Here is a 23690-nt window from a genome sequence, read left to right on the forward strand (position 1 = left end):
CCCTCTCCCCGGGCGGGGGCGCGGGGGGCCCCCCCCCCCGGGCCCCCCCCCCGCCCCCCCCCCCCCCCCCTCCGCGGCGGGCGGGCCCCCCGCCCCCCCCCGCCTCCTGTCCGTCATGACGGTGCGTTCGCAGAACGCACCGTCCGTGCGGACGGTTGACACGACGTTGGTATCCCACCGATACTCGTCCCATGACTGCAACCGTGTCCACCCGCGTCCTCTCCGAGGCCCAGGGGACCGCCGGCATGATGATGCCGGCCACGGCCGTCATGCGTTGTCGAATGTGTGCCTGATCGGCACCCGTTCCAGCCGGATCCCCCGCGACACCACCCCCGTCGCGCGAGCGTGATCCCCGGGTGACGACCACGTCGACGACGCGCACCACGTCACGAGGTCTGTCCCCCGTACCCCCGGGTCGGCCCCGGTCCGCAGCAGGACCGCAGGGCCCACGGCACTCGCCGTACCCGGACCGACGCATTCGACACGGCCGCGGCACACCTCGACACCGCAGCCACATCGCCCGGAGAACCGCCATGTCGCTCACCATCGCTCAGCCCCGCACCGCCCTCCGCACCGCCGCACCCGCGCCGACCGACCTCGGCACCGTGACCCCGATCCGTCCGCGTCGCGAGCCCGTCGCCCCGCCCGTCGCCACCGGCGTGCCGACCAGCCCGGTCGTCGCCCCGCAGCGCAACCGCGCCCTGCCCGAGGGCACCGAGGCACGCGGCTTCGCCCTCTACGTCGGCATCGACGAGGCGAAGGCAGCGGCGGCGGGCACCACCCTCGCTGCGGTCGTCGAGCAGCTCAAGGCCCTGACCGCGCAGCTCGTCCCGACCTCGGAGACCTACGCTGCCGTGGCCGTCGCCGCCGAGGGCTCCGGCGGCCGTGACGTCGACGTCGTCCGGCTCGCCCTGCAGGACCGCTCCGCCGTGGCCGCCCGCAAGCAGGCCGAGAAGCCCGAGCCGGAGGAGACCGGGGTCGTCATCGACATCTCCCGGAAGCGCGTCACGCTCGACGGCGAAGCCGCTCCCCTGACGTACAAGGAGTTCGAGCTCCTGCAGTTCCTCGTCCTCCGCGAGGGCCAGACCGTCGACCGCTCGGCGATCATCGACGGCCTGTGGTCGGACGGCGAGGACGAGACCCCGAACGAGCGTACGATCGACGTCCACGTCCGTCGCCTCCGCTCGAAGCTCGGCGCGTTCGAGGAGATCGTCCGCACCGTGCGCGGTGTCGGCTACCGCTTCGACCGCCACGCGGACGTCGCCGTGCGCTACGCCTCGACGCCGTCGCCGGACCTCTTCTGATCCTGATCGGTCGTTCTTGGTGAACTCGCAGCGAACGACCGCCGCGTCCGGTAGCGCGCCGTTACCCGTTCGTTATACAGTCGTGCGTGCAGACGGTGTTTGCTGTGGCACCGCCTGTGGAATGTGATTGCAGGACACTCTTGGTGCAAGGGAGAGGGCCGGTCACCCATCGGGTGGCCGGCCCTCGTTGCGTCCCGGGGGACACGGCTGCGCGTCAGCAGCATCGCGTGTCCGAGGCCGTCGGTAGTGTGGCATGACCGTACGACCAGAGGGAGCGCGACCGTGAACGAGCCACGCCGCAGCGAGAAGGCGACCGCCGTCGCTGCCTGGGAAGCGCTCTTCCGCGCCCAGGTCACGGTGATGCGCGCGCTCAACGCCGACTTCCCGGGCGGCGAGATCTCGTTCAACGAGTACGACGTCTGCTTCAACCTCTCCACGCAGCCCGGCCGCCGCTGCCGGATGCGCGAACTGACCGGCCACCTGCTCCTGACGCAGCCGAGCGTCAGCCGCCTGGTCGACCGGCTCACCGCGCGCGGCATCGTCGAGAAGCAGCCGGACCCCACCGACGCCCGCGGCGTGATCGTGGCCCTCACCGCGCACGGCTTCGACGTCTACCGCGCCGTCGCCGTCCAGCACGCGCAGACCATCGCCGACCAGGTCGGTGCCGGCCTCGACGACGCCGAGCTGCGCACGCTCACCGAACTCTGCACGAAGCTCCGGACCGCGGCAGGTGCGGCCTCACCCCGACGTGGCGCGACCCGGGCGGCGTCCGACGTCGACGCGGCAGCGGTGTGACCGGCGCCCTGGTCTGGCTCCGCGACGACCTCCGTCTCGCGGACAACCCGGCACTCCGAGCAGCGATCGACCACGGCGGCGACGTCACGGTCGCGTACGTCCTCGACGAGCAGTCCCCCGGCATCCGCCCGATCGGGGCTGCGGCACGGTGGTGGCTGCACCACTCGCTCGCCGCGCTCGACGGTGAACTCCGCGAGCGCGGGTCCCGACTGGTCCTCCGCCGTGGGCCCGCTGCCGAGGCCGTCGACGCGCTCGTGTCCGACACCGGCGCCGACGCGGTGTTCTGGAACCGCCGGTACGGCCGTGCCGAGCGGGACCTCGACGCCGGCATCAAGTCGACGCTCACCGACGGCGGGACCGAGGCGCACAGCTTCGCCGCGAGCCTGCTCTGGGAACCGTGGACCGTCCTCACCGGGCAGGGCGAGCCGTACAAGGTGTTCACGCCGTTCTGGCGTGCCGCCCAGGCGATGCCCGAGCCCCGCCACCCGCTGCCCAAGCCGCGTGACCTCCCCGCGGCGCCCCGGGTCGCGAGCGACGATCTCGACGACTGGGACCTGCTGCCGACGCACCCGGACTGGGCTGGCGGCCTCCGGAACGCCTGGGAACCCGGCGAGCAGGGCGCGCACCGGCGGCTCGAACACTTCGTGCACCACGCGCTCGAGGACTACGACCAGCGCGACGAACCCGCGATGGCCGCCACGAGCGACCTCTCCCCGCACCTGCGGTGGGGCGAGGTCAGTCCGTACCAGGTCTGGCACCGCCTGCACGGCCAGCTCGAGCCCGAGCAGCGCAAGAACGCCTCGGCGTTCCTCCGGCAGCTGGCCTGGCGCGAGTTCAACTGGAACGAGTACTTCCACTGCGAGGACATCACCACGGTGAACGTCCGGCGCGAGTTCGACGCCTTCCCCTGGCTCGACGTCCCCGACGCCGAGATCGACCGCTGGCGGACCGGGACGACCGGGTTCGACCTCGTCGACGCGGGCATGCGGGAGCTCTGGCAGTCGGGTGCGATGCACAACCGGGTCCGGCTCGCGACGGCCAGCTTCCTCGTGAAGAACATGCTCGTCGACTGGCGCGTGGGCGAGCAGTGGTTCTGGGACACCCTCGTCGACGCCGACTCCGCCAACAACGCGGCGAACTGGCAGTGGGTCGCCGGCTCCGGGTTCGACGCGGCGCCGTACTTCCGGGTGTTCAACCCGGACCGGCAGCTCGAGCGGTTCGACCCGCACCGCGAGTACGTGCACCGCTGGGTCCCCGCCGACGAAGACCGTCCGGAGCCCATGCTCGACCTCAAGGAGACCCGGCAGCGGGCGCTCGACGCGTACGACCGGATGCGCCGGTCGTGAGCGGCATCGATCCGCAGGTGATCGCGGACGTCGACGCGCTGTTCCGCGAACGTGTCGAACGCGGCGTCGCTCCGAGCAGCGTCTGGGGCGTCTTCGACCGCACCGGGCTCGTCGCCTCGGGCGGGCACGGCGACCGCGGCGACGGCGTCGCTCCCGACGCCGACACCGTGTACCGGATCGCCTCCTGCACGAAGAGCGTGACGGCGGCCACCCTGCTCGCGCTCGTGGCGGACGACCGTGTCCGGCTGGACGCCCCGATCACGGACTTCGTGCCCGCCTTCGCGGACGTCGTGCTGCCCACCGCCTACTCCCCCGTGCCGACGCTCCGCATGCTCCTCACCATGGCCGGCGGCTTCCCGACCGACGATCCGTGGGCCGACCGGCAGGAATCGATCTCGGACGCCGAGCTCGACGACGTCCTGCGCGCGGGGCTCCTGTTCGATTCGGTCCCGGGGACCCGGTTCGCCTACTCGAACACCGGGTACGCGTTGCTCGGCCGGGCGATCGGCGTCGTGGCCGGTCGTCCCTTCCCCGAGGTCGCGACCGAACTCGTCCTCGGCCCCCTCGGCCTGCGCGACACGGTCTTCCGCGCCGACGACGCCCGCGGTCACGTGGTCACGGGCGTGCGGCCCGCCACTGACGGGGCGGGCGCCGGCACGTGGGAGCCGCTGCCGATGTCGGGCCCCGGCGCGTTCTCGTCGATCGGCGGGCTCTTCTCGACGGTCACGGACCTCGCCCGCTGGGGTCGGCACCTCGCGTCGGCGTTCACCGGGGCGCCCGAGCCCGGACCGGTCTCCCCCGCCGACCGCCGACTCATGCAGCAGGCGATGCGGGTCGTGCCGGCAGCGGTGGTGCCGACCTCGAGCCGCGCGACGGCGTACGGCTTCGGGCTCTTCGTCGAGCAGGACCCGGCGTTCGGCGAGATCGTCTCGCACTCCGGCGGGTACCCGGGGTTCTCGGCGCACATGCGGTGGTCGGTCCGGGACGGCCTCGGCGTCGTCGCCTTCGAGAACGCCACGCAGGCGAAGGTCTCGGCGGCGGCGGACCGGGCGCTCGACCTCGTGCTGACCGCCCGCGCGACCGCCCGCGCGACCGCCGCCGCCGACCGTGCATCCGCGGGCGGCGCACTGGCGGACCGTGCACCCGGCACCGGGCCGACCGTCGACGCGACGCGGGCGGCGCAGGCTGCCGTGACGCGCCTCCTGGCCCACTGGGACGACGACCTCGCCGATGCGATCTGCACGCCGAACGTGGCGATGGACGTGCCGTACGAACGACGCCGCCGGGCCGTCGCGGAGGCGGTGGCGGCCGTCGGTGCCGACCTCGACGCGGAACCGGTGGCCGACGAGTCCCAGGCCCCGTCGCACCTGCGCTGGTGGCTGCCGGGGACGGCCGGTCGGCTGCGCGTCGAGATCCGCTTGGCGCCACTCGCGGCCGGCCTCGTGCAGACCCTGGTGGTCCGGGCCGAGCCCAGCGAGCGCTGACCCCGCGACCGGTGGTCCGGGCCGAGCCCAGCGAGCGCTGAAGCGCGAGCGTCAGACCGGCGGACGTCCGCCCACGAACCCGAGCGCCCGCGCCGCGACCCGCGTGCCCTCGCGCGCAGCCGCCGCGACCCGCACCGGATCGGTCGCCCACGCACGGAGGAACCCCGCGGCGAACGCGTCCCCGGCGCCGAGCGTGTCCACCACCGTCGCAGGCGTGATCGGCACCCGCTGCGGCGTCCGACCACGCCGCCCGAGCAGGACGCCCTCGGTCCCCATGGTCACCACGACGAGGGGCACGCGGTCGGCGAGCGACTCGATCGCCTCCGTGACGGTGGGTGCTCCGGTCAGCGCGAGTGCCTCGTCCTCGCTCGGGAAGAGGGCATCGAGGCCGGAGAGCGCCTCGAGGAACTCCGACGCACCGACCGCACGCACCACCGCGGCGGACGAGGGGTCGAGGGACACCCGGGCGGAACCGGACCGGGCCTGGGCGACGAGTGCCGCGATGCGGTCCGGACCGCCTCCGCCGAGCATCGCCGAGCCGGTCAGGTGCACGATGTCCGCACGCGCCACGAGGTCGACCGGCAGGTCCTCCGCCGACAGCACCCCGCTCGCTGCGGGATCGGACATCGCGGTCCGACCGTTCCCGTTCCGCACGGACACGACGGCGCCGGTCGCGGTCCGGGCGTCGTAGCGGATGTGTGCGCGGACGCCGGCGTCGGCGAGCGATCGCTCGTGCCGGTAGACGTCGTCGACGCCGACCCGCCCCACCAGGTCCACGTCGGCGCCGAGCCAGCCGAGCCACGTCGCGGTGTTGCCCGCGGCGCCGACCGGACGGTGCCGGATGACCGCCGCCGGGTCGTGTGCACCCATGCTCGCGGCCGTGGTGTGCACGAGCACCCCGTCCAGGACGTCGCCGACGACGAGGAAGCGCTTCCCCGCCCCGCGACGGCGTCCGGCGACCGCCCGCCCGGCACGGGGTGCCTCGGGGCGCGACGGGGCCACAGGGCGCTCTGGAGGCATGGACATCGGCCCCATCCTACGTGGAATCGAGTAAAACTCCGCTTCTCGCCACAAATCCCTTGCACTCGTTATGGATTCCCGGCTGTTTCCCGGCGATCGCCAGTAATATACTCTGTGATCGTATGTGAACGGTCGCGTACTGCCCATCACGCTCGTTGGAGACGCCATGCCCCGCAAGCCCGACCCGACACTCAAGCCGGCGATCATCGCGAAGGTGGCCGAGCACCTGCAGGACACCAAGCTCGAGGACGTCTCCGTCCGTAGCCTCGGCCGGGTGCTCGGGACGAGCGCGTACCCGATCGTGTACCACTTCGGCACGCGCGAAGCCCTGATCGACGCCGTGGTGGAGCACCTGGCGGAATCCGTCTGCGACGTCACGCTCGACCCCGGCGCCGACGACCTCGGGCTGACCGACTACCTCATCGCGGTGTTCGGCGGGCTCGACGACCCCGAGCGCTCCCTCGCCGCCCGGCTCACCTTCGAGCTCGGATCGGTCGAGTCGCTCGACGGCCGTGATCGCGAGCGCACCTTCCACCGCGCGCAGGTGAGCGCGATCGCCGCCTGGTGCGCCGAACACGGCTACGGCACAGTGGACGCCGAACGGGCGGCCCGCGGTGCCGTCCTCGCGGCTCGGGGCGTGCAGTGGGGCACGATCGTCGACCGCGAGCGGGCGGCGCCCGACGCCGCGCTGCGCGCGATCGCGCACAAGCTGGTCGCCGGGGCCCACTTCCAGTCGGCCTGAGCGGTCGACGCGCACCGACGAACGACGGGAGGCGCGGTGCCAGCCGGCCCCGCGCCTCCCGTCGTTCACCGGGTCACCACCGTGACCCGCTGCGCCCGTCTCAGAGGGTGACGAAGCTCTGCGACTTCGCGTTCGCGAAACGCGCGGCGACGTTCTCCCAGTCGACGATGTTCCACACGGCCTTGACGTAGTCCGCCTTGACGTTGAGGTAGTCGAGGTAGAAGGCGTGCTCCCACATGTCGAGCATGAAGATCGGCACGAGACCGAACGGCACGTTGGCCTGCTGGTCGAACAGCTGGAACGTGGTCAGCTTCTGGCCGACGGTGTCCCAGGCGAGGACGGACCAGCCGGAGCCCTGGATGCCCGTGGCGACGGCGGTGAACTGGGCCTGGAACTTCTCGAACGAGCCGAAGAACTCGTCGATCGCCGCGGCGAGCTCGCCCTCGGGGACCTTCGTGTCCGGGCCGAGGTTGGTCCAGAAGATCGAGTGGTTGACGTGGCCACCGAGGTTGAACGCGAGGTCCTTCTCGAGCTTGTTGACGTTCGCCAGGTTGCCGGACTCACGGGCCTCGGCGAGCTGCTCGAGCGCGGTGTTCGCACCCGTCACGTAGGTCTGGTGGTGCTTGTCGTGGTGCAGCTGCATGATCTTGCCGCTGATGTGCGGCTCGAGTGCGGCGTAGTCGTACGGCAGCTCCGGCAGGGTGTACTCAGCCATGTGAGTTCCTTTCGATCAGTGGTGTGCGGATGGTGCTCCGCGGCTCACGAGAGCCGGGAACGATCGGTGAGGGAGTGGAATTCCCGGTTGTGGTAGACCAGCGGCTCGCCCCGCTCGAGGCCGACGACGATGTCGAGGACCTCGGCGACGACGACGGTCGACGAGCCGATCGGCGTGGTCGAGAGGGGCCGGCAGCGCAGGGCGCTCGCGGCACTCGGCAGGTAGCGGTCACCCGACGGCAGGGTGCCCCAGATCGGGTCGTCCGCCGCGGGGCTGCCGGTGGAGGCGAAGCGACGGGCGAGTGCGACGCCGAGCGAGTCGACGAGGTGCACCACGAAGATCGGGGCGCCGAGCACGACCCCGGCGGACCCGGAGTTCGTGGACAGCGAGAACACGAGCACGGGCGGGTCGATCGCCACGCTCGCGACGCTCGATGCGGTGAGGCCGGTCGGACCGTCGGGGCCTTCGGCGGTGATGACGGCGACACCGGCCGGGTGTCCACGGAAGGCGGCCTTGTAGGCGTCCGCGATGTTCGCCGGTGCTGCGTCGGGCATGGGAGTCGTGGTCGTTCCTTCGATGGGGAGGGCCGCGGCTCCGCGGCCATGTCCCAACGTATGACCTGAACCATGGTTGAGGTCAACGATTCCCAGGTTCGGTCGATCCCGGGCGTGCCGTGTGACCCCGTGTGACGCGGGGTGCGGCGGTGCGAGCCCGACTTCGTGAGCAGAAATGGTCGGGTCGCTCGCGGCGACCCGACCATTTCTGCTCACCAAGCGCGGCGCGCGAGCGTGGCGCGGCGCGGCGCTACCGGCGCTTGAGCATGACGACGGCACCGGCGGCCGCGACCACCATCAGGAGCGCGGCCGCCCCCGCCGTCACCGTGACGCCGGAGTCGAACGCAGCCCGCGCCGACTCGAGCAGCGCCTGACCCGCCGACCCGCCGAGGGACGACGCCGCCGAGACCGCTCCGCCGAGGGTCTCCTGGGCAGCGGTGTGCGCCGACGAGGACAGCCCGTCCGGCACCACGACGTGCGCCCGGTAGGCCGTGGCCAGGATCGTCCCGAGCACCGCGGTCCCCAGCACGGCACCGATCTCGTACGCCGTCTCGGACATCGCCGACGCCGCACCGGCCTTGTCCGCCGGCGCCGTCGAGATGATGAGGTCGTTCGTCACCGTCTCCGAGGCACCGATCCCGATCCCGAGCAGCACGAACGCGAACGCCAGCGCGACGATCGAGGCGTGGTGCCCGAGGACCGCGACCATCGCGTAGGCGGCCGCCGAGAACAGCAGCGACACGGCGACGACCCAGCGCGGAGCGACCCGGGCGACGATCGGCACGACGACGAGCCCCGCCACGATCGTGAGGACCGACCCCGGCACCAGCACCATGCCGGACGCGAAGGGGTCGAGGCCGGCGACGAGCTGCAGGTGCTGTGCGATGAAGAACAGGAACCCGGTCAGCGAGAACATCGCCGCCATGTTCATGAGCACGCTGCCGGTGAAGGCCGTGCTCCGGAACAGCCGGAGGTCGAGCATCGGGGTCCGGGAGCGGAGCTGTCGACGGACGAACGCGATGCCGCACAGGACGCCGACGGCGAGCATCGCGATCGCGAAGCCGCGCTCCTCGGGGTGCACGACGGACTTGATCGCCCACGCGATCGGGGCGAGGGCGCCGAGCGACAGGAACATGCTCGGCACGTCGACCGGCCCCGGGTTCGGGTCACGGGACTCCGGAACGCAGAACGGCACGGCGACGAGCATCACGACGAGGATCGGCACCGCCACGAGGAACACCGCGCCCCAGTGGAAGTGCGCGAGCAGCACGCCGCCGACGAGCGGCCCGAGTGCGTTGCCCGCCGCGAACATGGTGGACCAGACGGCGAGCGCCATCCGCCGCTCCCCCGCGTGGACGAAGACGTTGCGGATGATCGAGAGGGTCGCCGGCATGAGCATCGCGCCGAACACGCCCATGACGATCCGTGCGGCGACGAGCATCCAGGCGTCGGTCGCGAAGGCCGCGGCGACGGAGAAGAGCGCGAAGCCGGTGGCGCCGACGACGAGGATCCGACGGCGGCCGATGCGGTCACCGATGCTGCCCATCACGACGAGGAGGCCGGCGAGGACGAGCGGGTACGCGTCGACGATCCAGAGCTGCGTGGTGGCGTCCGGGTTCAGCGCGCGCGAGATCGACGGCAGCGCGAAGCTCAGGACGGTGTTGTCCACCGAGATGAGGAGGACGGGCAGCATGAGCACCGCGAGGGCGGCGAACCGGCGGGCGCGGCTGCCCGTGGCGGCAGTGGGGATCGGGCTGGTGAGCAGGGCGGACACGGTGACTCCAGGGACTTCGAGCCGGACCAGGTCGACGGCGGAACTGACGAACGGACCGGACGGGACGCGGGGTGTGCACGCATCCCGTCAGGACTCCGTTAGTGTACCGTCTGGACGGTAATGGTTGCAAATGCAACTGAAGATGGACGGGAGGCGCGGAGCGGGCCCGCACCGCGCCTCCCGTCCGTCGTCCGGTCGCGCTCTCTCGTGGGCCGCGTCGTCAGGCCGACTCGCGCAGGAGCAGGCGGTGCCGCACCGTGCGCTGCACCGCGTCACCCTGCCGCGGCAGCTCGCCGGCGAGCATGCCGAGGGCGAGGTCGAGGGCCTCACGCGCGACCTCGTCGAGGTCCACCGCCAACGTGGTGAGCGTCGGCGAGACGAGCGAGCCGAGCGGCAGGCCGTCGACGCCGACGACCCGGAGCTCCCGCGGGACGTCGACGCCCGCCCGCCGACAGGCCTGCAGGACACCGAGCGCCATCACGTCGTTGAAGGCGAGGATCGCGTCCTGTCGTCGGCGTCGCCGGAGGATCCGTGTCGTCTCCTCGGCGCCGCACTCCGCCGTGCCGTGCTCCGCGTGCACGAGCTCGGGCAGGTACCCGCGCCGCTGGAGGGCGTCCATCATGAGGATGCCGCGGACACTCGTGTGCTCCGGCGAGGAGTTGTCGAGCACGACCGGGTGCCGGACCCCGGTGGCGACGAGGTGGTCGGCGAGGACCTCGATCGCGTCGGCAGGGTCGATCCAGACGGCTGCGGTCGGTGGCTCCGAGTACGGGTCGAGCTCGACCATCGGCACGGTGCCGAGGAGCTCGCGCCACCGGTCGCGACGGGAGCCGAGGTACCCGATGACGACGTCCGTCTGCGACCCGAGCGCCTGCACCATGCGGTCGGCGTCGCTCGCCAGGTCGACGTCGGCGAGCATGACGTTCCAGCCCTGTTCGGCGGCGAGCCGGAAGACGGCCGAGGCCAGCTGCGGCGTGTAGGGGTTGCGCAGGTCGTTCACGACGAGGCCGAGCTGGTGGTCGCCACCCGTGACGAGCCCGCGGCCGAAGCGCGACGGCCGGTAGTCGAGGCGCTCCGCGGCGGCGAGGACCCGTTCCTTCGTCGCCGCGCTGATGCCGGACATGCCGTTCATCGCCCGGGTGACGGTCTGCCGGGACACCCCGGCGGCCGCGGCGACGTCGATGATCGTCGCCCGGCCGCCGGGTGCGGGAACGGGTTCGGTCAGTCGCGGAGGTCCAGCCATGCCACCTGTTCCGGAGTGAGGTCGACGGAGAGGCCGGTCATGGACGACCGGGCTTCCGCGATCGTACGCGGTCCGAAGAGCGGGAACGTCGGGAACGGCTGGTGCAGCACGTAGGCCAGGGCGATCGCCGTCGCGGGGACGCCGAACCGCTCGCCGAGCTCCGACGCACGGCGCAGCCGCTCGAAGTTCTCGTCGCTGTAGTAGCAGCGCACGAGTTCGGCGTCGCTCGTGTCCTCCGGCTTGGCCCGGCCGGTGAAGAACCCACGCGCCTGTGAGGACCAGGGCAGCAGGGGCACCTGGCGCTCCTCGAGCCACTGCTTCGACGCCGCGTCGGTGGCGTGCTCGCAGCCGGCCCACGGCACGTCGTACGCCTCGGCCAGGCCGAAGTGGTTGCTCAGCACCTCGAACTCGTGCTTGCCGTTCGCGCGGGCGTACGCGTTCGCCTCGTCGAACCGGGCAGGGGTCCAGTTCGAGCCGCCGTACACGCGGATGCGGCCGGCACGACGGTGCTCGTCGAGGACGTCGACGAACTCCCCCACCGGGATGTCCGTGTTGTCGCGGTGCATCATGTAGATGTCCGCGTAGTCGGTGCCCTGGCGCTCGAGGCTCTCGAGCAGCTGCCGGGTGAGGGACTCCGGGTCGCAGTACGGCGTGTGCGCGCCCTTGGTGATCACGACCACGTCCTCGCGGACGCCGCGGTTCTGGATCCACTTGCCGAGCCGACCCTCGAGCACGCCCCCGCCGTAGATGTAGCCGGTGTCGAACACGTTGCCGCCCTGCTCCACGAACAGGTCGAAGATCGCGCTCGCGTGTGCGAGGTCGGGCTGGTTGTCGACACCCATCACCAGTCGGGACATGCGCTTGCCGACACCCGCGACCTCGCCGTAGCGCATCGGGTTGTCGGCGCGGTCGGGCTCGTGCGCGGCGACCGTGAGGGGTCGGCCGCTGACGGTCGGGATGTCGGCGGTCTCGGCCTCGAACGGGAAGCGCAGACCGATCGCGGCACGCCACTTGTCGAGCGTCCGGGCGGTGGCGAGCGACTCGTCGAGGGTGAACTCGGGAGCGTCGACACGACCGGCCGCGAGGGCCGCCGTGGTGGCGTCGGCCTCGAGGGCGTAGGGGTGCGCGCCGGCGAAGGACAGCGTGCGCGGGTCCTCGTCCACCGTGCTGATCTCGATCGTGGGGTCGTCGCCGAGGGTCCACGGGTCGGTGAGCGTGATCTTCCCCGTGGTGCCGTGGACGACCACGGCGTTGTCGTCCTGCACGCGGACGCCGGTCCGGAGGTTCGCGGTGATCCCGCCGGTGTAGCTGAGCTGTGCCACCGTCCACTCGTCGACGCCCGTGGGGCCGACGGTCCCGGTGGCGGTGAGCTCGGTGGGCTCGGCGACGGCCACGCCGGTCGCGGCCTGCACGATCGCGGCCGTCATCGTCACCGGGTAGCCGCCCACGTCGAGGATCCCGCCACCGGCCGTCTCGACGTCGAAGAGCCGCCCGGACCGGCTGCCCGCCCGGAACGCGAACGAGGCGTCGACGTGCGTGACGGTACCGACGGCGCCCTGACGGACGAGGTCGAGCAGGGCCGCGGTCTGCGGGTGGAAGCGGTACATGTACGCCTCGACGAGGGGCAGGCCGGCCTGGCGTGCGGCATCGGCGAGCGCCATGGACGTGCCGTGGTTCGGCGAGAGCGGCTTCTCGCAGAGGACCGCCTTGCCCGCCGCGAGCGCCGCGAGGACGAGCGCCGCGTGCCCGGTGTGGACCGTCGAGACGTAGACGGCGTCGACGCGCGGGTCGGCGAGCACCTCGTCGTAGGTGGCCGCGGCGACGTCGGCGAACCCGTGCTCGGCCGCCTCGGCAGCGAACGCTCCCGCTCGCTCCGCCGACGAGCTGCCGGCGGCGACGAGGGTCGCCCCGACGCCACTCGAGGGCAGCTGGGAGAGGAAGCGGCGGGCGATCCCACCGGGGCCGAGGACGGCCCAACCGGGGGTGTCGTGCCCCGTCGAGGAGGTGCTGCTGGCGGTGGTCGCGGTCTGCGCTGACATGCGGATCCCTATCGTGTCGTGAACCTTCACGGTCCCGACGACCGTACCCGTCCGTCTCCGCACCTGCAACGATGCAGATGCTTGACACGGCGTGTCGGCCGGGGCATGCTCTGACCACTTCGTGAGCGTTCACGGTCGAGCGCTCATCGGTTCCGCATCTCAACGACGAGAGCAGGCACTCCAGTGACAGCAGCAACGCACAGTCTCAGCCGGCGGGGGTTCCTCGCCGGCGCAGGCGCCCTCGGCGCACTCGCCACCACGGCCCTCCTCGCCGGGTGTTCCACCGGTACCGCGATCTCCAAGGACCCGGACGAACTCGTCCTCTGGTACTGGAACCGGTCCCTCGACCCGAAGTTCCTGAAGCAGGCGGCCGGAGGCATCAGCGGCCACGAACCGATGCGGCTGCGGCCGGACCTCATCGGCGGGGCGTCGTACGACACCAAGTTCCGGACCGCCCTCGCCGGGAACGCGTTCATCCCCGACGTCCTCATGGTGAACTCGAACTGCTGGCTCTACTTCCCCGACGAGGACCTCTTCACCGACTTCGATCCCTCCGCCACCGAGAAGTCCGCCTACTACGACTGGAAGCTCTCGCTCGGCCGGACCCCGTCCGGGCGGCAGTGCTTCTGGCCCGTCGACACCGGCCCCACCGGCTTCTTCTACAACCAGGACGTCCTGCAGAAGGCCGACCTCCCCACCGACCCGGACGAGGTGAGCGCGGCGATCCAGACCTGGGCGGACTTCCGGACCTTCGGCAAGCAGATCAAGCAGAAGACCGGTGCCGCGACGATCATCACCGCGACGCAGCTCTTCAACCAGTTCGTCTCCGCGAGCCCCACGCGGTACTTCGACCGTGACGACCAGCCGCTCTACCACGACCACGACAGCTCGATCCGGAAGGCCTGGGAGAACGCGGTCGAGTCGATCCACGCCGGCATCACCGGCAACCTGCAGTCCGGGACCGACCAGAACGCCGGGTGGGTCGCGGGTCGGGTCGCCGGGCAGATCGAGGGCGCGTGGTGGACGCAGATCATCCACGACACGGCTCCGGACCTGTCCGGGAAGTGGCGGATCGCCCGGCAGCCCGAGCGACCGGGCAACAGCGGCGGCTCGTTCCTGGCCGTGCCCAAGACGTCGAAGAACCCCGAGGCCGCGGTGGCGTTCGCCAAGTGGATCACCGGCGCGGACGTGCAGTCCCACACCTACAACGACATCCAGCTTTTCCCGTCGACACCCGCGTCGTTCGAGAACGGCATCATGCGCAACCCCGGCGACTTCTTCGGGGACCAGAACCCGCTCGACTTCTTCAGCAAGGCCGCACCGGAGGTCCCCGTGACGTACATCTCGAACTCGGAGCGGTTCATCGGCGCCTTCGCGACCGAGATCACGAACGTGGAGTCCGGCGGCAAGGACCCGGAGCGCGCCTGGCAGGACGCCATCGACCAGACCGACCGCGTCCTGGCGAAGCGCGGGGTGTCGGCATGAGCGCGCCGATCCGCGAGAAGACCGCCACCACCGCGAACCCCGTCGTCGGGGGCGCACCCACCGCCTCGATCTCCACCGCGGCGACCGGGCACCGCTTCAGCCTGCGCCGGTTCTGGCCGCAGTACGTGGCGATCGCGCCGTTCTACGTGCTGTTCCTCGTGTTCGGGCTGTTCCCGATCGTCTTCTCGATCGTGCTGTCGTTCACCGACTGGGACGGCGTCGGCTCCCCCGCGTTCGTCGGCCTCGCGCAGTACCAGTACCTGCTGACCGACCCGCGGTTCTGGAACGCCGTCTCGAACACCTTCATCATCTGGATCATCTCGACCGTCCCGATGCTGTTCCTCGCCCTCGTGCTCGCGTTCCTGCTGCACGGCAACATCCGGGCGAAGGGGTTCTACCGGGTCGCGTTCTTCATCCCGAACGTGACGAGCATGGTCGCGATGGCGATCGTGTTCGGCTCGGTGTTCTCGGACGGGTTCGGGCTCGTCAACGCCGCGCTCCGAGCCGTCGGTGCCGACCCGGTCGGCTGGCTCTCGTCGTACTGGGGCATCAAGGTCACGATCGCGGTCATGGTCATCTGGCGCTGGACCGGGTACAACGCGATCATCTACCTCGCCGGCCTGCAGTCGATCTCGACCGAGCTGTACGACGCGGCGAAGGTGGACGGCGCGAACACCTGGCAGATCTTCACGCGGATCACGATCCCGATGCTGCGGCCGGTCATCCTGTTCACCGTCATCACGTCGACCATCGGTGGCCTCGGGCTCTTCACCGAGCCGCAGATCCTGTTCAACGGGCAGGCGATCGGTGGCCCCGACGAGGCCGGCATGACGATCGTGCTCTACCAGTACGACCAGGCGTTCAACCAGTTCGACTTCGGGTACGGCTCGGCGATCGCCTGGGTGCTGTTCTTCTTCTCCGTGGTCTTCGCGATCATCAACTGGCGACTGCTCAGCGAGCGCGACGGGCTCAAGACCCCACGGCGACTGCGCGCCCCGCGCACCGTCACGACCAGCGCGAAGGGACCCCGCGGATGAGCGCCGACACTGCACCCCGCACCACGAACACCGCCGCCGCCCTCGGACGGCCGAACGCCGTCACCGACGGGCCCGACGACCACCGCCGGGGGTTCAGGCACGGCTGGGTCGGACGGCTCGTCACGCACCTGTGCCTCATCGTCGGCGTCGTGCTGTCGATCTTCCCGTTCTACTGGCTGCTCGTCATGTCGACGTCGTCGAACGCGCAGATCTTCGGCTACCCGCCGTCGCTGTGGTTCAGCGACCACACCATGCAGAACCTCGCCACGGTGTTCAGCAGCGTCGACATGCTGCGGGCGCTCGGCAACACCGTCATCGTCGCCGGCGGCACCGCGGTCCTGGTCATGCTGTTCGACTCGCTGGCCGCGTTCGCCTTCGCCAAGTACGAGTTCCCGTTCAAGCGCTCGCTGTTCACCGTCATGCTGGCGACGTTCCTCGTCCCCGGCAGCCTGTCGCTCGTGCCGAGCTTCGTGCTCATGGCGCACCTCGGGTGGATCGGTGGACTCCAGGCGCTCATCGTCCCCGGGGCGGCGAACGCGTTCGGCATCTTCCTCCTGCGGCAGTTCGCCACCGGGTCGATCCCGAACGAGGTCATCGACTCCGCGCGCGTGGACGGCGCCGGGTTCTTCCGCACCTGGTGGTCGATCGCGGTCCCGATGCTCCGCGGAGGACTCGCGTTCCTCGGCATCTTCACCTTCATCACGGCGTGGAACGACTACGTGTGGCCGTTGATCGTGCTGATCGACCCGAAGGGGCAGACGCTCCAGGTGGCACTCGCCTCGCTCAGCTCGGTGAACGCGACCGACCTCGGCTCGGTGATGGCCGGCGCGGTGATCAGCGTGTTCCCGCTCATCGGGGTGTTCATCATCGGCTCGAGGCACTTCATCGCGAACATCGCGGCGGGGGCGCTGAAGGGCTGACCGGACCCGCAGGCGCCGTGGAGGATGGCCCACGGCGCCTGCGCTACGCCCGCCGTGTCGTCGGCACAGCGCCCGCTCCGCGCCTGCGCTGCGCCTGCGCTGCGCCCGCCGGACGCGGCACGCCCGCGTCCCATGGCAGACTTCCGGCATGGCAAGCGCCCGCGATCGTGTCCTGGACAGCTTCGTCGCCATCGTGTGCGAGGAAGGAGAGCGTCCGGCGACCCTCGACGCCGTGGCCGCTCGGGCCGGGGTGTCCAAGGGCGGACTGCTCTACCACTTCGGCTCGAAGGCCGCCCTGGTCGAGGGACTCTGCGAACGCCTGTCCGACCTCTCCGCCATCGACGTCGAGCGCATGCGTGACGCCGAGGACGGCGCCGCCCGCTACTTCGTGCGGAACTGCCAGTTCGTGGGCAGCGAGCTCGACCTCGCCCTCCTCGCGGCGAGCCGGCTGCAGCAGGCCGGCTACGAAGAGGCGGGCCGCACCCTCGACGAGACCGAGAACGCCTGGCTGGCCACGCTCGTCGACTCGCTCGGGGACGTCCCCACGGCGCAGGCGATCAAGCTCATGGGTGACGGGCTGTACCACGCGGCGTCCCTGGGCGCCGCCAGCGAGGTCCGACCGGACCGCGCCTCGGTCGACATGGAACCGCTCCTCGCCGTGGTCGACCGGTTGATCGCCACCCGCCCCGGCGCGTGAACCGAGTTCGTCGCTCCTGGGGATAGACTGGATCCGATCCACCCGCCTGATTCCGGAGGTACCACTGTGGGCCGCGTCATCGCCGCTGTTTTCTCGATCCTGCTGCTGCTGGTTTCGATGTACCTGTTCGGCTTCGCGTTCCAGGTGAGCTCGGGTCAGGCGTTCATCTTCATGGGCGGTCTCGTGCTCATGTGCCTCTCCTTCTTCCTGCCGATCCACGTGTTCGGCAAGCGGTAGTCAGCACCACCGCACACGAACGGCCCCGCACCTGAAGAGGTGCGGGGCCGTTCGCACAACGAAAGCCACCCCGCACCACGTGATCGCGTGGCGCGGGGTGACTTCGGTTGTGCGAGCGCAGGAGCGACGCGCGGACGCGCTGACGCGCGGCGGCCCAGGAGGCGCGGGTCGCCCTACGCGAGTACGCGCAGCCGGCGCAGGGTCACCACGGTCGACACGGCGGCGTGCACGGCCTCGGCCCCCTTGTCCTCCTTCGAACCGGGCAGCCCGGCACGGTCGAGGCCCTGCTGCTCGTCGTCCAGGGTGAGCACGCCGAAGCCGACGGGCTTGCCGGCGTCGATCGCGACCCGGGTGAGGCCGCTCGTCGCCGCGTCCGAGACGTACTCGAAGTGCGGGGTCCCACCGCGGATGATCACGCCGAGGGCGACCGCCGCGTCGAACCCGGCCTCGAGCGCGGCCTTCGCGACCACGGGCAGCTCGAAGCTCCCGGGGACGGGGATGACCTCCGCCGTGGCCCCGAGCCGCTCGACCTCGCGCTGCGCCCCGGCGAGGAGGCCCCCGGCGATCTCGTCGTGCCACTGCCCGGCGACGATCGCCACCCGGATGCCGCTGCCGTCGACGTGGTCGCGGTCCGCCGCGCCTGCTCCGCTCATCGTGCCGTTCCTTCCGTGGGCGCGGACTCCGCCGCTGCCCGGTCTGCCGCGTCGAGCCACTCGGCGAGCGCGGCGATGGTGATGACGGGCACGCCGGCGCGTGCCCCGAGTCCGAGGAGTCCCGGCAGACGCATCATGCCGCCGTCCTCGTCGACGATCTCGCAGATCGCCGCGGCGGGCCGGAGCCCTGCGGCGGTGACCAGGTCGATCGCGGCTTCGGTGTGGCCCGCACGCTCGCGGACCCCGCCCGGACGGGCCCGCAGGGGCACGACGTGTCCGGGCCGGTGCAGGTCGTCGCGCACGGACGCCGGGTCGGCGAGGACCCGCAACGTGTGCGCTCGGTCGTGGGCGCTGATGCCGGTGGTGACCCCGACGGCGGCGTCGACGGTCACGGTGTAGGCCGTCCCGCGGACGTCCTCGTTGTGGGCGACCATCGGCGGGAGGTCGAGTGCGTCGGCGATCTCGACGCTCACCGGTGCGCAGATGAACCCCGACGAGTGCGCCACCGTCCAGGCGATCCACTCGGGGGTGGCGAGTTCGGCGGAGAGGATGACGTCGCCCTCGTTCTCGCGGTCCTCGTCGTCGGCGACGATCACCGGGCGGCCGGCGGCGATGGCGGCGATGGCCTCGTCGACGCTCGACAACCCGAGCGATCCCGGGACGACCGCACCGGAGGCACCCGCCTGCGCGGCGGGACGTGCCCCGGCGACCATCACCGTGCCTCCTGGCCGAGCGCGGCACCCTCGAGCGGACGCGCATCGCCCTCGAGCGGCCGCACCGCGGCGTCGAGCCGCAGCATCCGCCGGACGTGCCGGGCCAGGACGTCGGTCTCGATGTTCACCCGGTCCCCCGGCACGCGGTCGCCGAGCGTGGTGGCCTCGAGCGTCTCGGGGATGAGGCTCACCTCGAACCAGGCGTCCGCGGCCGGGGTCTCCTCGGAGGACACGGCGCTGACCGTCAGTGAGACGCCGTCGATCGCGATCGAGCCCTTGTCGACGACCAGGGGGCTGAGGTCCGGCGCGAGCGAGAACCGGACGCGCCGCCAGCCGTCGCCGTCCGCGGTCTCGAGCACGGTGGCGGTGCCGTCGACGTGGCCCTGGACGATGTGCCCGCCGAGCCGGTCGCCGACCGAGGCCGCGCGTTCGAGGTTGAGCCGGTCGCCGACCGCGAGCGACCCGTGCGCGCTCATGTCGAGCGTCTGCTTCATGACGAAGGCCGTGAAGGTCTCCGGGGTCTGCTCGACGACGGTCAGGCAGACGCCGCTCGTCGCGATGGAGTCGCCGTGCCGGGCGTCCTGCACGACGACGGGCCCGCGGACGGTGAGCGCGACGGAGTCGCCGTGCTGCTCGACGGCGGTGACGGTGCCGAGTTCCTCGATGATGCCGGTGAACACTGGTGTCCTCTCAACGGGACTCCGGGGGCGTTCGACGATCGTCGGCATCGACGGACGGGTCGCACCCACGGATCGTGGGACGTCTCGTCCGCCAGCGCGCCTCCCATCCGGACTTTCACCGTCGGTCCCGGAGTTCCACCGGGTCAACCTCTGCCGGGTTCGCACCCGTCATCAGTTCGTGGACTGTCACCACCGGTTCGGACTTGCACCGACCCCGGAGCGCTTGCGTACCGGGAACGATACCCCACGCAGGTGACGGACACGTTGCGCCGGTTCCGTGGGCGTAACCGGACGTCGCGTGACCGCGCTGCGGGCCAGGAGGCGCGGTACGGCCGACCCCGCGACCCACGTCCGCCACCCGGTCCCGCTGGCCGCGGGGCGGACGTGTGCCGCGCCTCCCGAACCGTCCGTCGGTCCGTCTGCTCAGCCGCGCCCGCGCGCCAACGCCACCGCCTGCCGGAGCGACAGGTCCGGCAGGTACGCGCGCACCACCGCGATCCCGATCGCCGGTAGCGCGACCGGGTCCGGGTAGGCGAGCACCAGCGGGTGCAGCTCGGGGCCGAACTTCTGCTTGAACCGCAGCAGCGACCGGAACCCGTACACCGGCTCGAGGACCCCGCCGACCAGGTCCAGCAGGCTCTGCACGCCGTCGTTCGCCTGCGGGCCCTCGGTGGCCTGCGCGAGCGGGGCCGCGGACAGGCTGAGTCGCTCGACGCCGTCCTCGCGCATCCGGTCGGCCGCACTCGCGACGAGGAACTCCATCACGCCGTTCGGTGCCGCGGGTGTGCGTCGCATGACGTCGAGCGTCCAGGCGACGACCCGGCCGTCCCGGTACCCCGGCAACCAGCTGGTGACCGCGAGCACCGTGCCCTCGGGGTCCTGCGCGACGAGGGTGCGCACCGCGGGGTCGCGCATCTCGTCGACCCCGCCCAGGGTGAACCCCATCTCGGGCAGCTCGCGCTCGGCGACCCACTCCTCGGAGATCGCCTCGATCTGCCGGGTGGTGGACGCGGGCAGCTGCTGCCAGCTCGACCAGGTCGCGGTGAGGCCCTCGCGCGCCGCCTTGTTCACCGAGGTCCGGACGTCCTGCTTCTTCTTCCCGCTCGTCGTCCACGTCCGGGGGTCGAAGTCGGCGTCCTCGGCCACCGGGAGCGTCGCCCAGCCCTGCGCGGTGAGCACCCCGGCGGTCTCCGCACCGATGCCGTAGAAGACCGCCGTCCAGCCGCTGTCGTCGCACCACCGGGCGAACGCGGTCATCGCCGCCGTGCGGGCGTCGGGCCAGCCGAAGGGCCCGCCGACCGTCACCGCGACGCGGCCGTTGCGGCGGAAGGCGACGCCGGCGCGACCGTCCTCGGCGAACCAGTAGGCGTTGCCCTGCCAGGTCGTCATCCAGCCGAACGCGTCCCCGCCACCGGCGACGAGCAGGGCGCGGGCGCGCTCGCGGTCGGCGTGTGCAGCGTCCGCGTCGGTGTCGGGTTCGACGGCCCCGGTCGGCCGGACGGCGGCGATCGCCACGACCAGCCAGAGCACCGGTCCGCTCAGCCCGAGCACGAGCCGGAGCGCGTGGTCGAGCGACGGGAGCCGGTCCCAGAAGCTCACCGGTGCGAGCGGGCCGAGGGCGGCGAGCGCCAGCCGCAGGGGGTCCTCGACGTGGTGTGCCGAGGACGCGGCGACGACCAGCACCACGACGACGATGCCGACCGCGGCCGCACCGACGGTGACCGCGAAGGCGACGACGCGGCGCCGGCTGGTGAGCACCGTGAAGGACCGCCGCAGCACGACGAGGACGACCGCGGTCCCGAGCGGGACGACGATCGACGCGACGATGGACACGTCGGTGACGAACTGGTCCTCGAGGCCGTGCTGCGCGACGACGCGCCCCGGGACGAGGCCGTAGGTGATCGCGGCGGCGATCGCCGTCACCGTGTCGACGACGACCACGAGCCACACCGCGAAGCGACTGCCGCGGAAGAGCCCGAGTCCGCCGACGACGAGCACGAGCAGGGGCGCGACGGCGAGCACGAGGGTCCACGGGTCGGTCGCACGGAAGGACAGGAGCCCGCGGAGGCACTCCCCCGCGACCGCGTCCGCACGGCAGCCCCGCACCGGGGTGACGGGGCCGGCGCCGACGACCGCGGCGATCGGTGCGAGCAGCCCCACCCGCGCGCGGGAGACCAGCGCGATGACGGGGCCGACGGCGGACACCAGCACCGCGGTGCCGAGCAGCACCCGGATCTCGCGGTGCGAGCTGCGCACCCAGCCCTGCCGCTTCGGCGTGCGGCGCAGGAGTTCGCCGAGCAGCCACCCGGCGGCCGCGGCGAGGACGGCGGACAGGTCGGAGACGTGCCCGGCGTAGAGCAGGAGGGCGGCGACCACGGCGAGGGCGTTCACCCGGATCCGCCGCCGCCACAGCGTCCCCGCGAAGGCGCTGGCGGTGACGACCGTGCCGACGATCGCGGTCCAGGGGTCGAAGCTCGTCGCCCGGCCGATCACCATCGGCACGGCGCCCTTGCCGTCGAGGTCGACGAGCACGGCGAACGCGGCGATGCCCGTGCCGACGACGGTCGTGACCACGAACGCCAGCGCCGTGCGCCAGGACCCCATGAGCCGCTCCGACGCCCCGACGAGCACGACCACCCCGGCGAGCGTCAGCAGCAGGGCGAGCACACCGGTCGACGCCGCGAAGACCCGGAACGGACCGAACACGGTCGCGTGCGCTCCGTGTTCCAGCCGGAGCACGAACGCGAGCGTCGAGGTCGCCAGCACGAGCAGGACGATCGCCGTGGTGACCGGGCGGGTGACGACGACCCGGCGGACCGTCGCCACTGCCGATGCGACGCCGCTCACAGCGGTCCGCTCGCGGGGAGCCCGAGGTGGTCGAGCACCGGTGGGAGGCCGTGTGCGAGCACGTAGCGGACGGTGTTCCAGTCGTGCGCCGACCCCGGGGAGACGACCAGCTGCGTGGCGATGCCCTCACGCTCGGCCGCCGCACGGAGCGTGGCGGTGGACGCCTTGTACGGGGCGTCGTCCCCGCCCACCCCGAACACGACGAGGTGGTCGGCGTACCGGCCGTGTGCGCGCATCTCGGCGACCGGCGTCGCGGCGTCGTAGGCCGAGCGGGAACCGCCGAAGCCGACGGCGATGGTGTGCTGCAGGCTGCCGTTCTTCGGGGCGATCTCGCTCGAGATCGCCAGCGCGGACCCGAAGACGTCGGGGTGGGCGGACGAGAACTGCATCGCGCAGGTGGCCCCCTCGGAGAAGCCGAGCACGCCCCAGCCCGTCGGTGCCGTGGCGACCGCGAGGTGCTTCCGGATCCAGTCGACGGTGTCCGTCATGACGTAGGTCTCGCTGCGCCCGAGCCGCCGGGAGTCCACGCACATCGGGTTGCGGTTCGGGGCGCCGAGCTGGTCCGGGGCGACGACGATCGGGGCGAGGCCGTCGTGCGCTGCTGCATACCGGTCAAGGTAGTGGCCGATGTCGCCGGTCTGGAAGAGGTCGGCCGGCTCGCCGGGTTGCCCGGAGAGTGCGACGAGCACGGGCAGCGCCGGGGCGTTCCGGACCTGCGCAGCCGGCGGGAGCCACACCACGGCCTTCCGGGCGTGGAAGTGCGAGATCGTGCCGGGGATCGTCACGCTGAACGTCTCCCCCTTCTTCGGCATGTCCGCCGGGGCGTGCCAGTCGTGCAGGTCGACGAGCCGCTCGACCGAGGGGTCCCGCTCCGCCAGGGTGCGCGTCTTGTAGGGGTTCGTGGCGATGGCCTGTTCGACGTTCTTGTAGAAGCCGAAGTCGACGTTGATGCCGAGTCCCGCTGCGAGCAGCAGGCTCGCGGCAGCGGCCCCGGCGACCACCCGACCCGTCCAGCCGCCCTGCACGAGCAGCACGACCAGCAGCAGGATCCCGGCGCACGCCAGGGCGACCCACATCCGGGTCACCGAGGTGAACGCGACACCGAACGCGTCCTGGACGTCGCCGAACCACCAGACGAGCGCCAGCCCGGCGACCGCACCGACGCCGAGGGCGGCGATCCGGACGAGCACGCGGCCGAGCGACCGCGGCCGGGCGAGGAGCGCCCACACGACGAGGACGGCGGCGAGCACGTCGACCGGTACGAGGACGGTCGAGCCCGTGATGGGGATGCGCAGGAGGTCGTGGAGCACGCTCTCATCGTGGCGCTGCCCTGCTGCCGGGCGGCCTCGGAGGCGCTTCTGCTCCGCACAGGTTCACCATGGTCGGCTCCCAGAGAGCCTTTGGC

Annotated in this window: 21 protein-coding genes and 1 riboswitch; of the genes, 10 read left to right on the plus strand and 11 right to left on the minus strand. The window is 71.9% G+C overall.

Annotation, left to right across the window (positions count from 1 at the left end; all coding sequences use genetic code 11):
• Positions 1-533 precede the first annotated feature (533 nt).
• The 4 genes from WFH25_RS09465 (at position 534) to WFH25_RS09480 (ending at position 4929) form a co-directional block, all read left to right on the plus strand.
• A complete protein-coding gene (locus tag WFH25_RS09465; protein WP_070418345.1) occupies positions 534-1304 on the plus strand; it encodes a winged helix-turn-helix domain-containing protein in 771 nt (256 codons plus the stop codon).
• Between the two features lie 282 nt (positions 1305-1586).
• Positions 1587-2099 (plus strand): MarR family winged helix-turn-helix transcriptional regulator, encoded by a 513-nt coding sequence (locus WFH25_RS09470; RefSeq protein ID WP_229086351.1) that lies wholly within the window; start codon positions 1587-1589, stop codon positions 2097-2099.
• Complete coding sequence (locus WFH25_RS09475) at positions 2096-3445, plus strand: cryptochrome/photolyase family protein (protein WP_229086349.1); 1350 nt, start codon at positions 2096-2098, stop codon at positions 3443-3445. Before WFH25_RS09470 ends, WFH25_RS09475 begins: the two co-directional genes overlap by 4 nt.
• On the plus strand, positions 3442-4929 hold the full coding sequence (locus tag WFH25_RS09480; RefSeq protein WP_336697504.1) for a serine hydrolase domain-containing protein: 1488 nt from the start codon (positions 3442-3444) through the stop codon (positions 4927-4929). The genes WFH25_RS09475 and WFH25_RS09480 overlap by 4 nt, the downstream gene beginning before the upstream one ends.
• Positions 4930-4980: 51 nt before the next feature.
• Here the strand turns inward: WFH25_RS09480 and WFH25_RS09485 are convergent, their stop codons facing one another.
• Positions 4981-5955 carry a carbohydrate kinase family protein gene (locus WFH25_RS09485; protein WP_139202090.1) on the minus strand — a complete coding sequence of 325 codons (975 nt, stop codon included), beginning with the start codon at positions 5953-5955 and terminating at the stop codon, positions 4981-4983.
• Positions 5956-6115: 160 nt separating this feature from the next.
• On the opposite strand from WFH25_RS09485, the gene WFH25_RS09490 reads away from it, so the two are divergent.
• Positions 6116-6691: a TetR/AcrR family transcriptional regulator gene (locus tag WFH25_RS09490; RefSeq protein WP_336697505.1), complete on the plus strand. Its 576-nt coding sequence runs from the start codon at positions 6116-6118 to the stop codon at positions 6689-6691.
• Between the two features lie 100 nt (positions 6692-6791).
• Here WFH25_RS09490 and WFH25_RS09495 read toward each other — a convergent pair whose 3' ends face one another.
• From WFH25_RS09495 to WFH25_RS09515, 5 genes are all read right to left on the minus strand, one after another.
• Complete coding sequence (locus WFH25_RS09495) at positions 6792-7406, minus strand: superoxide dismutase (protein WP_070418340.1); 615 nt, start codon at positions 7404-7406, stop codon at positions 6792-6794.
• 44 nt (positions 7407-7450) lie between these two features.
• A complete protein-coding gene (locus WFH25_RS09500; protein ID WP_070418339.1) occupies positions 7451-7960 on the minus strand; it encodes a flavin reductase family protein in 510 nt (169 codons plus the stop codon).
• 250 nt (positions 7961-8210) lie between these two features.
• The gene (locus WFH25_RS09505) at positions 8211-9734 is read right to left on the minus strand and encodes an MFS transporter (protein WP_336697506.1); all 1524 of its coding nucleotides are present in this window, start codon (positions 9732-9734) and stop codon (positions 8211-8213) included.
• A gap of 220 nt (positions 9735-9954) precedes the next feature.
• Positions 9955-10977, minus strand: a complete 1023-nt coding sequence (locus WFH25_RS09510) for a LacI family DNA-binding transcriptional regulator (protein ID WP_071296384.1) — start codon at positions 10975-10977, stop codon at positions 9955-9957.
• Positions 10956-13016, minus strand: coding sequence for an aldo/keto reductase (locus tag WFH25_RS09515; protein ID WP_336697507.1), 2061 nt, complete (start codon positions 13014-13016; stop codon positions 10956-10958). The genes WFH25_RS09510 and WFH25_RS09515 overlap by 22 nt, the downstream gene beginning before the upstream one ends.
• A gap of 183 nt (positions 13017-13199) precedes the next feature.
• On the opposite strand from WFH25_RS09515, the gene WFH25_RS09520 reads away from it, so the two are divergent.
• The 5 genes from WFH25_RS09520 to WFH25_RS09540 all read left to right on the plus strand — a co-directional run bounded on the left by WFH25_RS09520 (position 13200) and on the right by WFH25_RS09540 (position 17392).
• A complete protein-coding gene (locus WFH25_RS09520; RefSeq protein WP_336697508.1) occupies positions 13200-14501 on the plus strand; it encodes an ABC transporter substrate-binding protein in 1302 nt (433 codons plus the stop codon).
• Entirely contained in the window at positions 14498-15538 is a 1041-nt protein-coding gene (locus WFH25_RS09525) for a carbohydrate ABC transporter permease (RefSeq protein ID WP_336697509.1), read from the plus strand. The genes WFH25_RS09520 and WFH25_RS09525 overlap by 4 nt, the downstream gene beginning before the upstream one ends.
• Positions 15535-16458 carry a carbohydrate ABC transporter permease gene (locus WFH25_RS09530; RefSeq protein ID WP_083295259.1) on the plus strand — a complete coding sequence of 308 codons (924 nt, stop codon included), beginning with the start codon at positions 15535-15537 and terminating at the stop codon, positions 16456-16458. The genes WFH25_RS09525 and WFH25_RS09530 overlap by 4 nt, the downstream gene beginning before the upstream one ends.
• A gap of 148 nt (positions 16459-16606) precedes the next feature.
• Positions 16607-17155: a TetR/AcrR family transcriptional regulator gene (locus WFH25_RS09535; protein WP_070418334.1), complete on the plus strand. Its 549-nt coding sequence runs from the start codon at positions 16607-16609 to the stop codon at positions 17153-17155.
• Positions 17156-17221: 66 nt separating this feature from the next.
• A complete protein-coding gene (locus WFH25_RS09540; RefSeq protein WP_156794867.1) occupies positions 17222-17392 on the plus strand; it encodes a hypothetical protein in 171 nt (56 codons plus the stop codon).
• Positions 17393-17565: 173 nt separating this feature from the next.
• Here the strand turns inward: WFH25_RS09540 and ribH are convergent, their stop codons facing one another.
• The 5 genes from ribH to WFH25_RS09565 all read right to left on the minus strand — a co-directional run bounded on the left by ribH (position 17566) and on the right by WFH25_RS09565 (position 23595).
• Positions 17566-18045, minus strand: coding sequence for a 6,7-dimethyl-8-ribityllumazine synthase (ribH, locus tag WFH25_RS09545; RefSeq protein WP_070418333.1), 480 nt, complete (start codon positions 18043-18045; stop codon positions 17566-17568).
• A complete protein-coding gene (ribB, locus tag WFH25_RS09550; protein ID WP_092386299.1) occupies positions 18042-18758 on the minus strand; it encodes a 3,4-dihydroxy-2-butanone-4-phosphate synthase in 717 nt (238 codons plus the stop codon). Before ribB ends, ribH begins: the two co-directional genes overlap by 4 nt.
• Positions 18758-19438 (minus strand): riboflavin synthase, encoded by a 681-nt coding sequence (locus WFH25_RS09555; protein WP_336697510.1) that lies wholly within the window; start codon positions 19436-19438, stop codon positions 18758-18760. The genes ribB and WFH25_RS09555 overlap by 1 nt, the downstream gene beginning before the upstream one ends.
• 91 nt (positions 19439-19529) lie before the next feature.
• Positions 19530-19664, minus strand: a riboswitch (FMN riboswitch).
• 197 nt (positions 19665-19861) lie between these two features.
• Positions 19862-22285, minus strand: coding sequence for a bifunctional lysylphosphatidylglycerol flippase/synthetase MprF (locus WFH25_RS09560; RefSeq protein ID WP_336697511.1), 2424 nt, complete (start codon positions 22283-22285; stop codon positions 19862-19864).
• Positions 22282-23595, minus strand: a complete 1314-nt coding sequence (locus WFH25_RS09565) for an alpha/beta hydrolase (protein ID WP_336697512.1) — start codon at positions 23593-23595, stop codon at positions 22282-22284. The genes WFH25_RS09560 and WFH25_RS09565 overlap by 4 nt, the downstream gene beginning before the upstream one ends.
• Between the last annotated feature and the right edge of the window lie 95 nt (positions 23596-23690).

Origin of the sequence: Curtobacterium sp. USHLN213 (assembly GCF_037144815.1) — a bacterium.
In the GTDB taxonomy this organism is placed as follows: Bacteria; Actinomycetota; Actinomycetes; order Actinomycetales; family Microbacteriaceae; genus Curtobacterium.

Bases quoted from the DNA above. Each gene is read 5' to 3' on its own strand.
- WFH25_RS09495 (WP_070418340.1), bottom strand. From the start codon at position 7,406: ATGGCTGAGTACACCCTGCCGGAGCTGCCGTACGACTACGCCGCACTC.
- WFH25_RS09465 (WP_070418345.1), top strand. From the start codon at position 534: ATGTCGCTCACCATCGCTCAGCCCCGCACCGCCCTCCGCACCGCCGCA.
- WFH25_RS09510 (WP_071296384.1), bottom strand. From the start codon at position 10,977: ATGGCTGGACCTCCGCGACTGACCGAACCCGTTCCCGCACCCGGCGGC.
- ribB (WP_092386299.1), bottom strand. From the start codon at position 18,758: ATGGTCGCCGGGGCACGTCCCGCCGCGCAGGCGGGTGCCTCCGGTGCG.
- WFH25_RS09525 (WP_336697509.1), top strand. From the start codon at position 14,498: ATGAGCGCGCCGATCCGCGAGAAGACCGCCACCACCGCGAACCCCGTC.
- WFH25_RS09500 (WP_070418339.1), bottom strand. From the start codon at position 7,960: ATGCCCGACGCAGCACCGGCGAACATCGCGGACGCCTACAAGGCCGCC.
- WFH25_RS09515 (WP_336697507.1), bottom strand. From the start codon at position 13,016: ATGTCAGCGCAGACCGCGACCACCGCCAGCAGCACCTCCTCGACGGGG.
- WFH25_RS09490 (WP_336697505.1), top strand. From the start codon at position 6,116: ATGCCCCGCAAGCCCGACCCGACACTCAAGCCGGCGATCATCGCGAAG.
- WFH25_RS09485 (WP_139202090.1), bottom strand. From the start codon at position 5,955: ATGTCCATGCCTCCAGAGCGCCCTGTGGCCCCGTCGCGCCCCGAGGCA.
- ribH (WP_070418333.1), bottom strand. From the start codon at position 18,045: ATGAGCGGAGCAGGCGCGGCGGACCGCGACCACGTCGACGGCAGCGGC.
- WFH25_RS09535 (WP_070418334.1), top strand. From the start codon at position 16,607: ATGGCAAGCGCCCGCGATCGTGTCCTGGACAGCTTCGTCGCCATCGTG.
- WFH25_RS09530 (WP_083295259.1), top strand. From the start codon at position 15,535: ATGAGCGCCGACACTGCACCCCGCACCACGAACACCGCCGCCGCCCTC.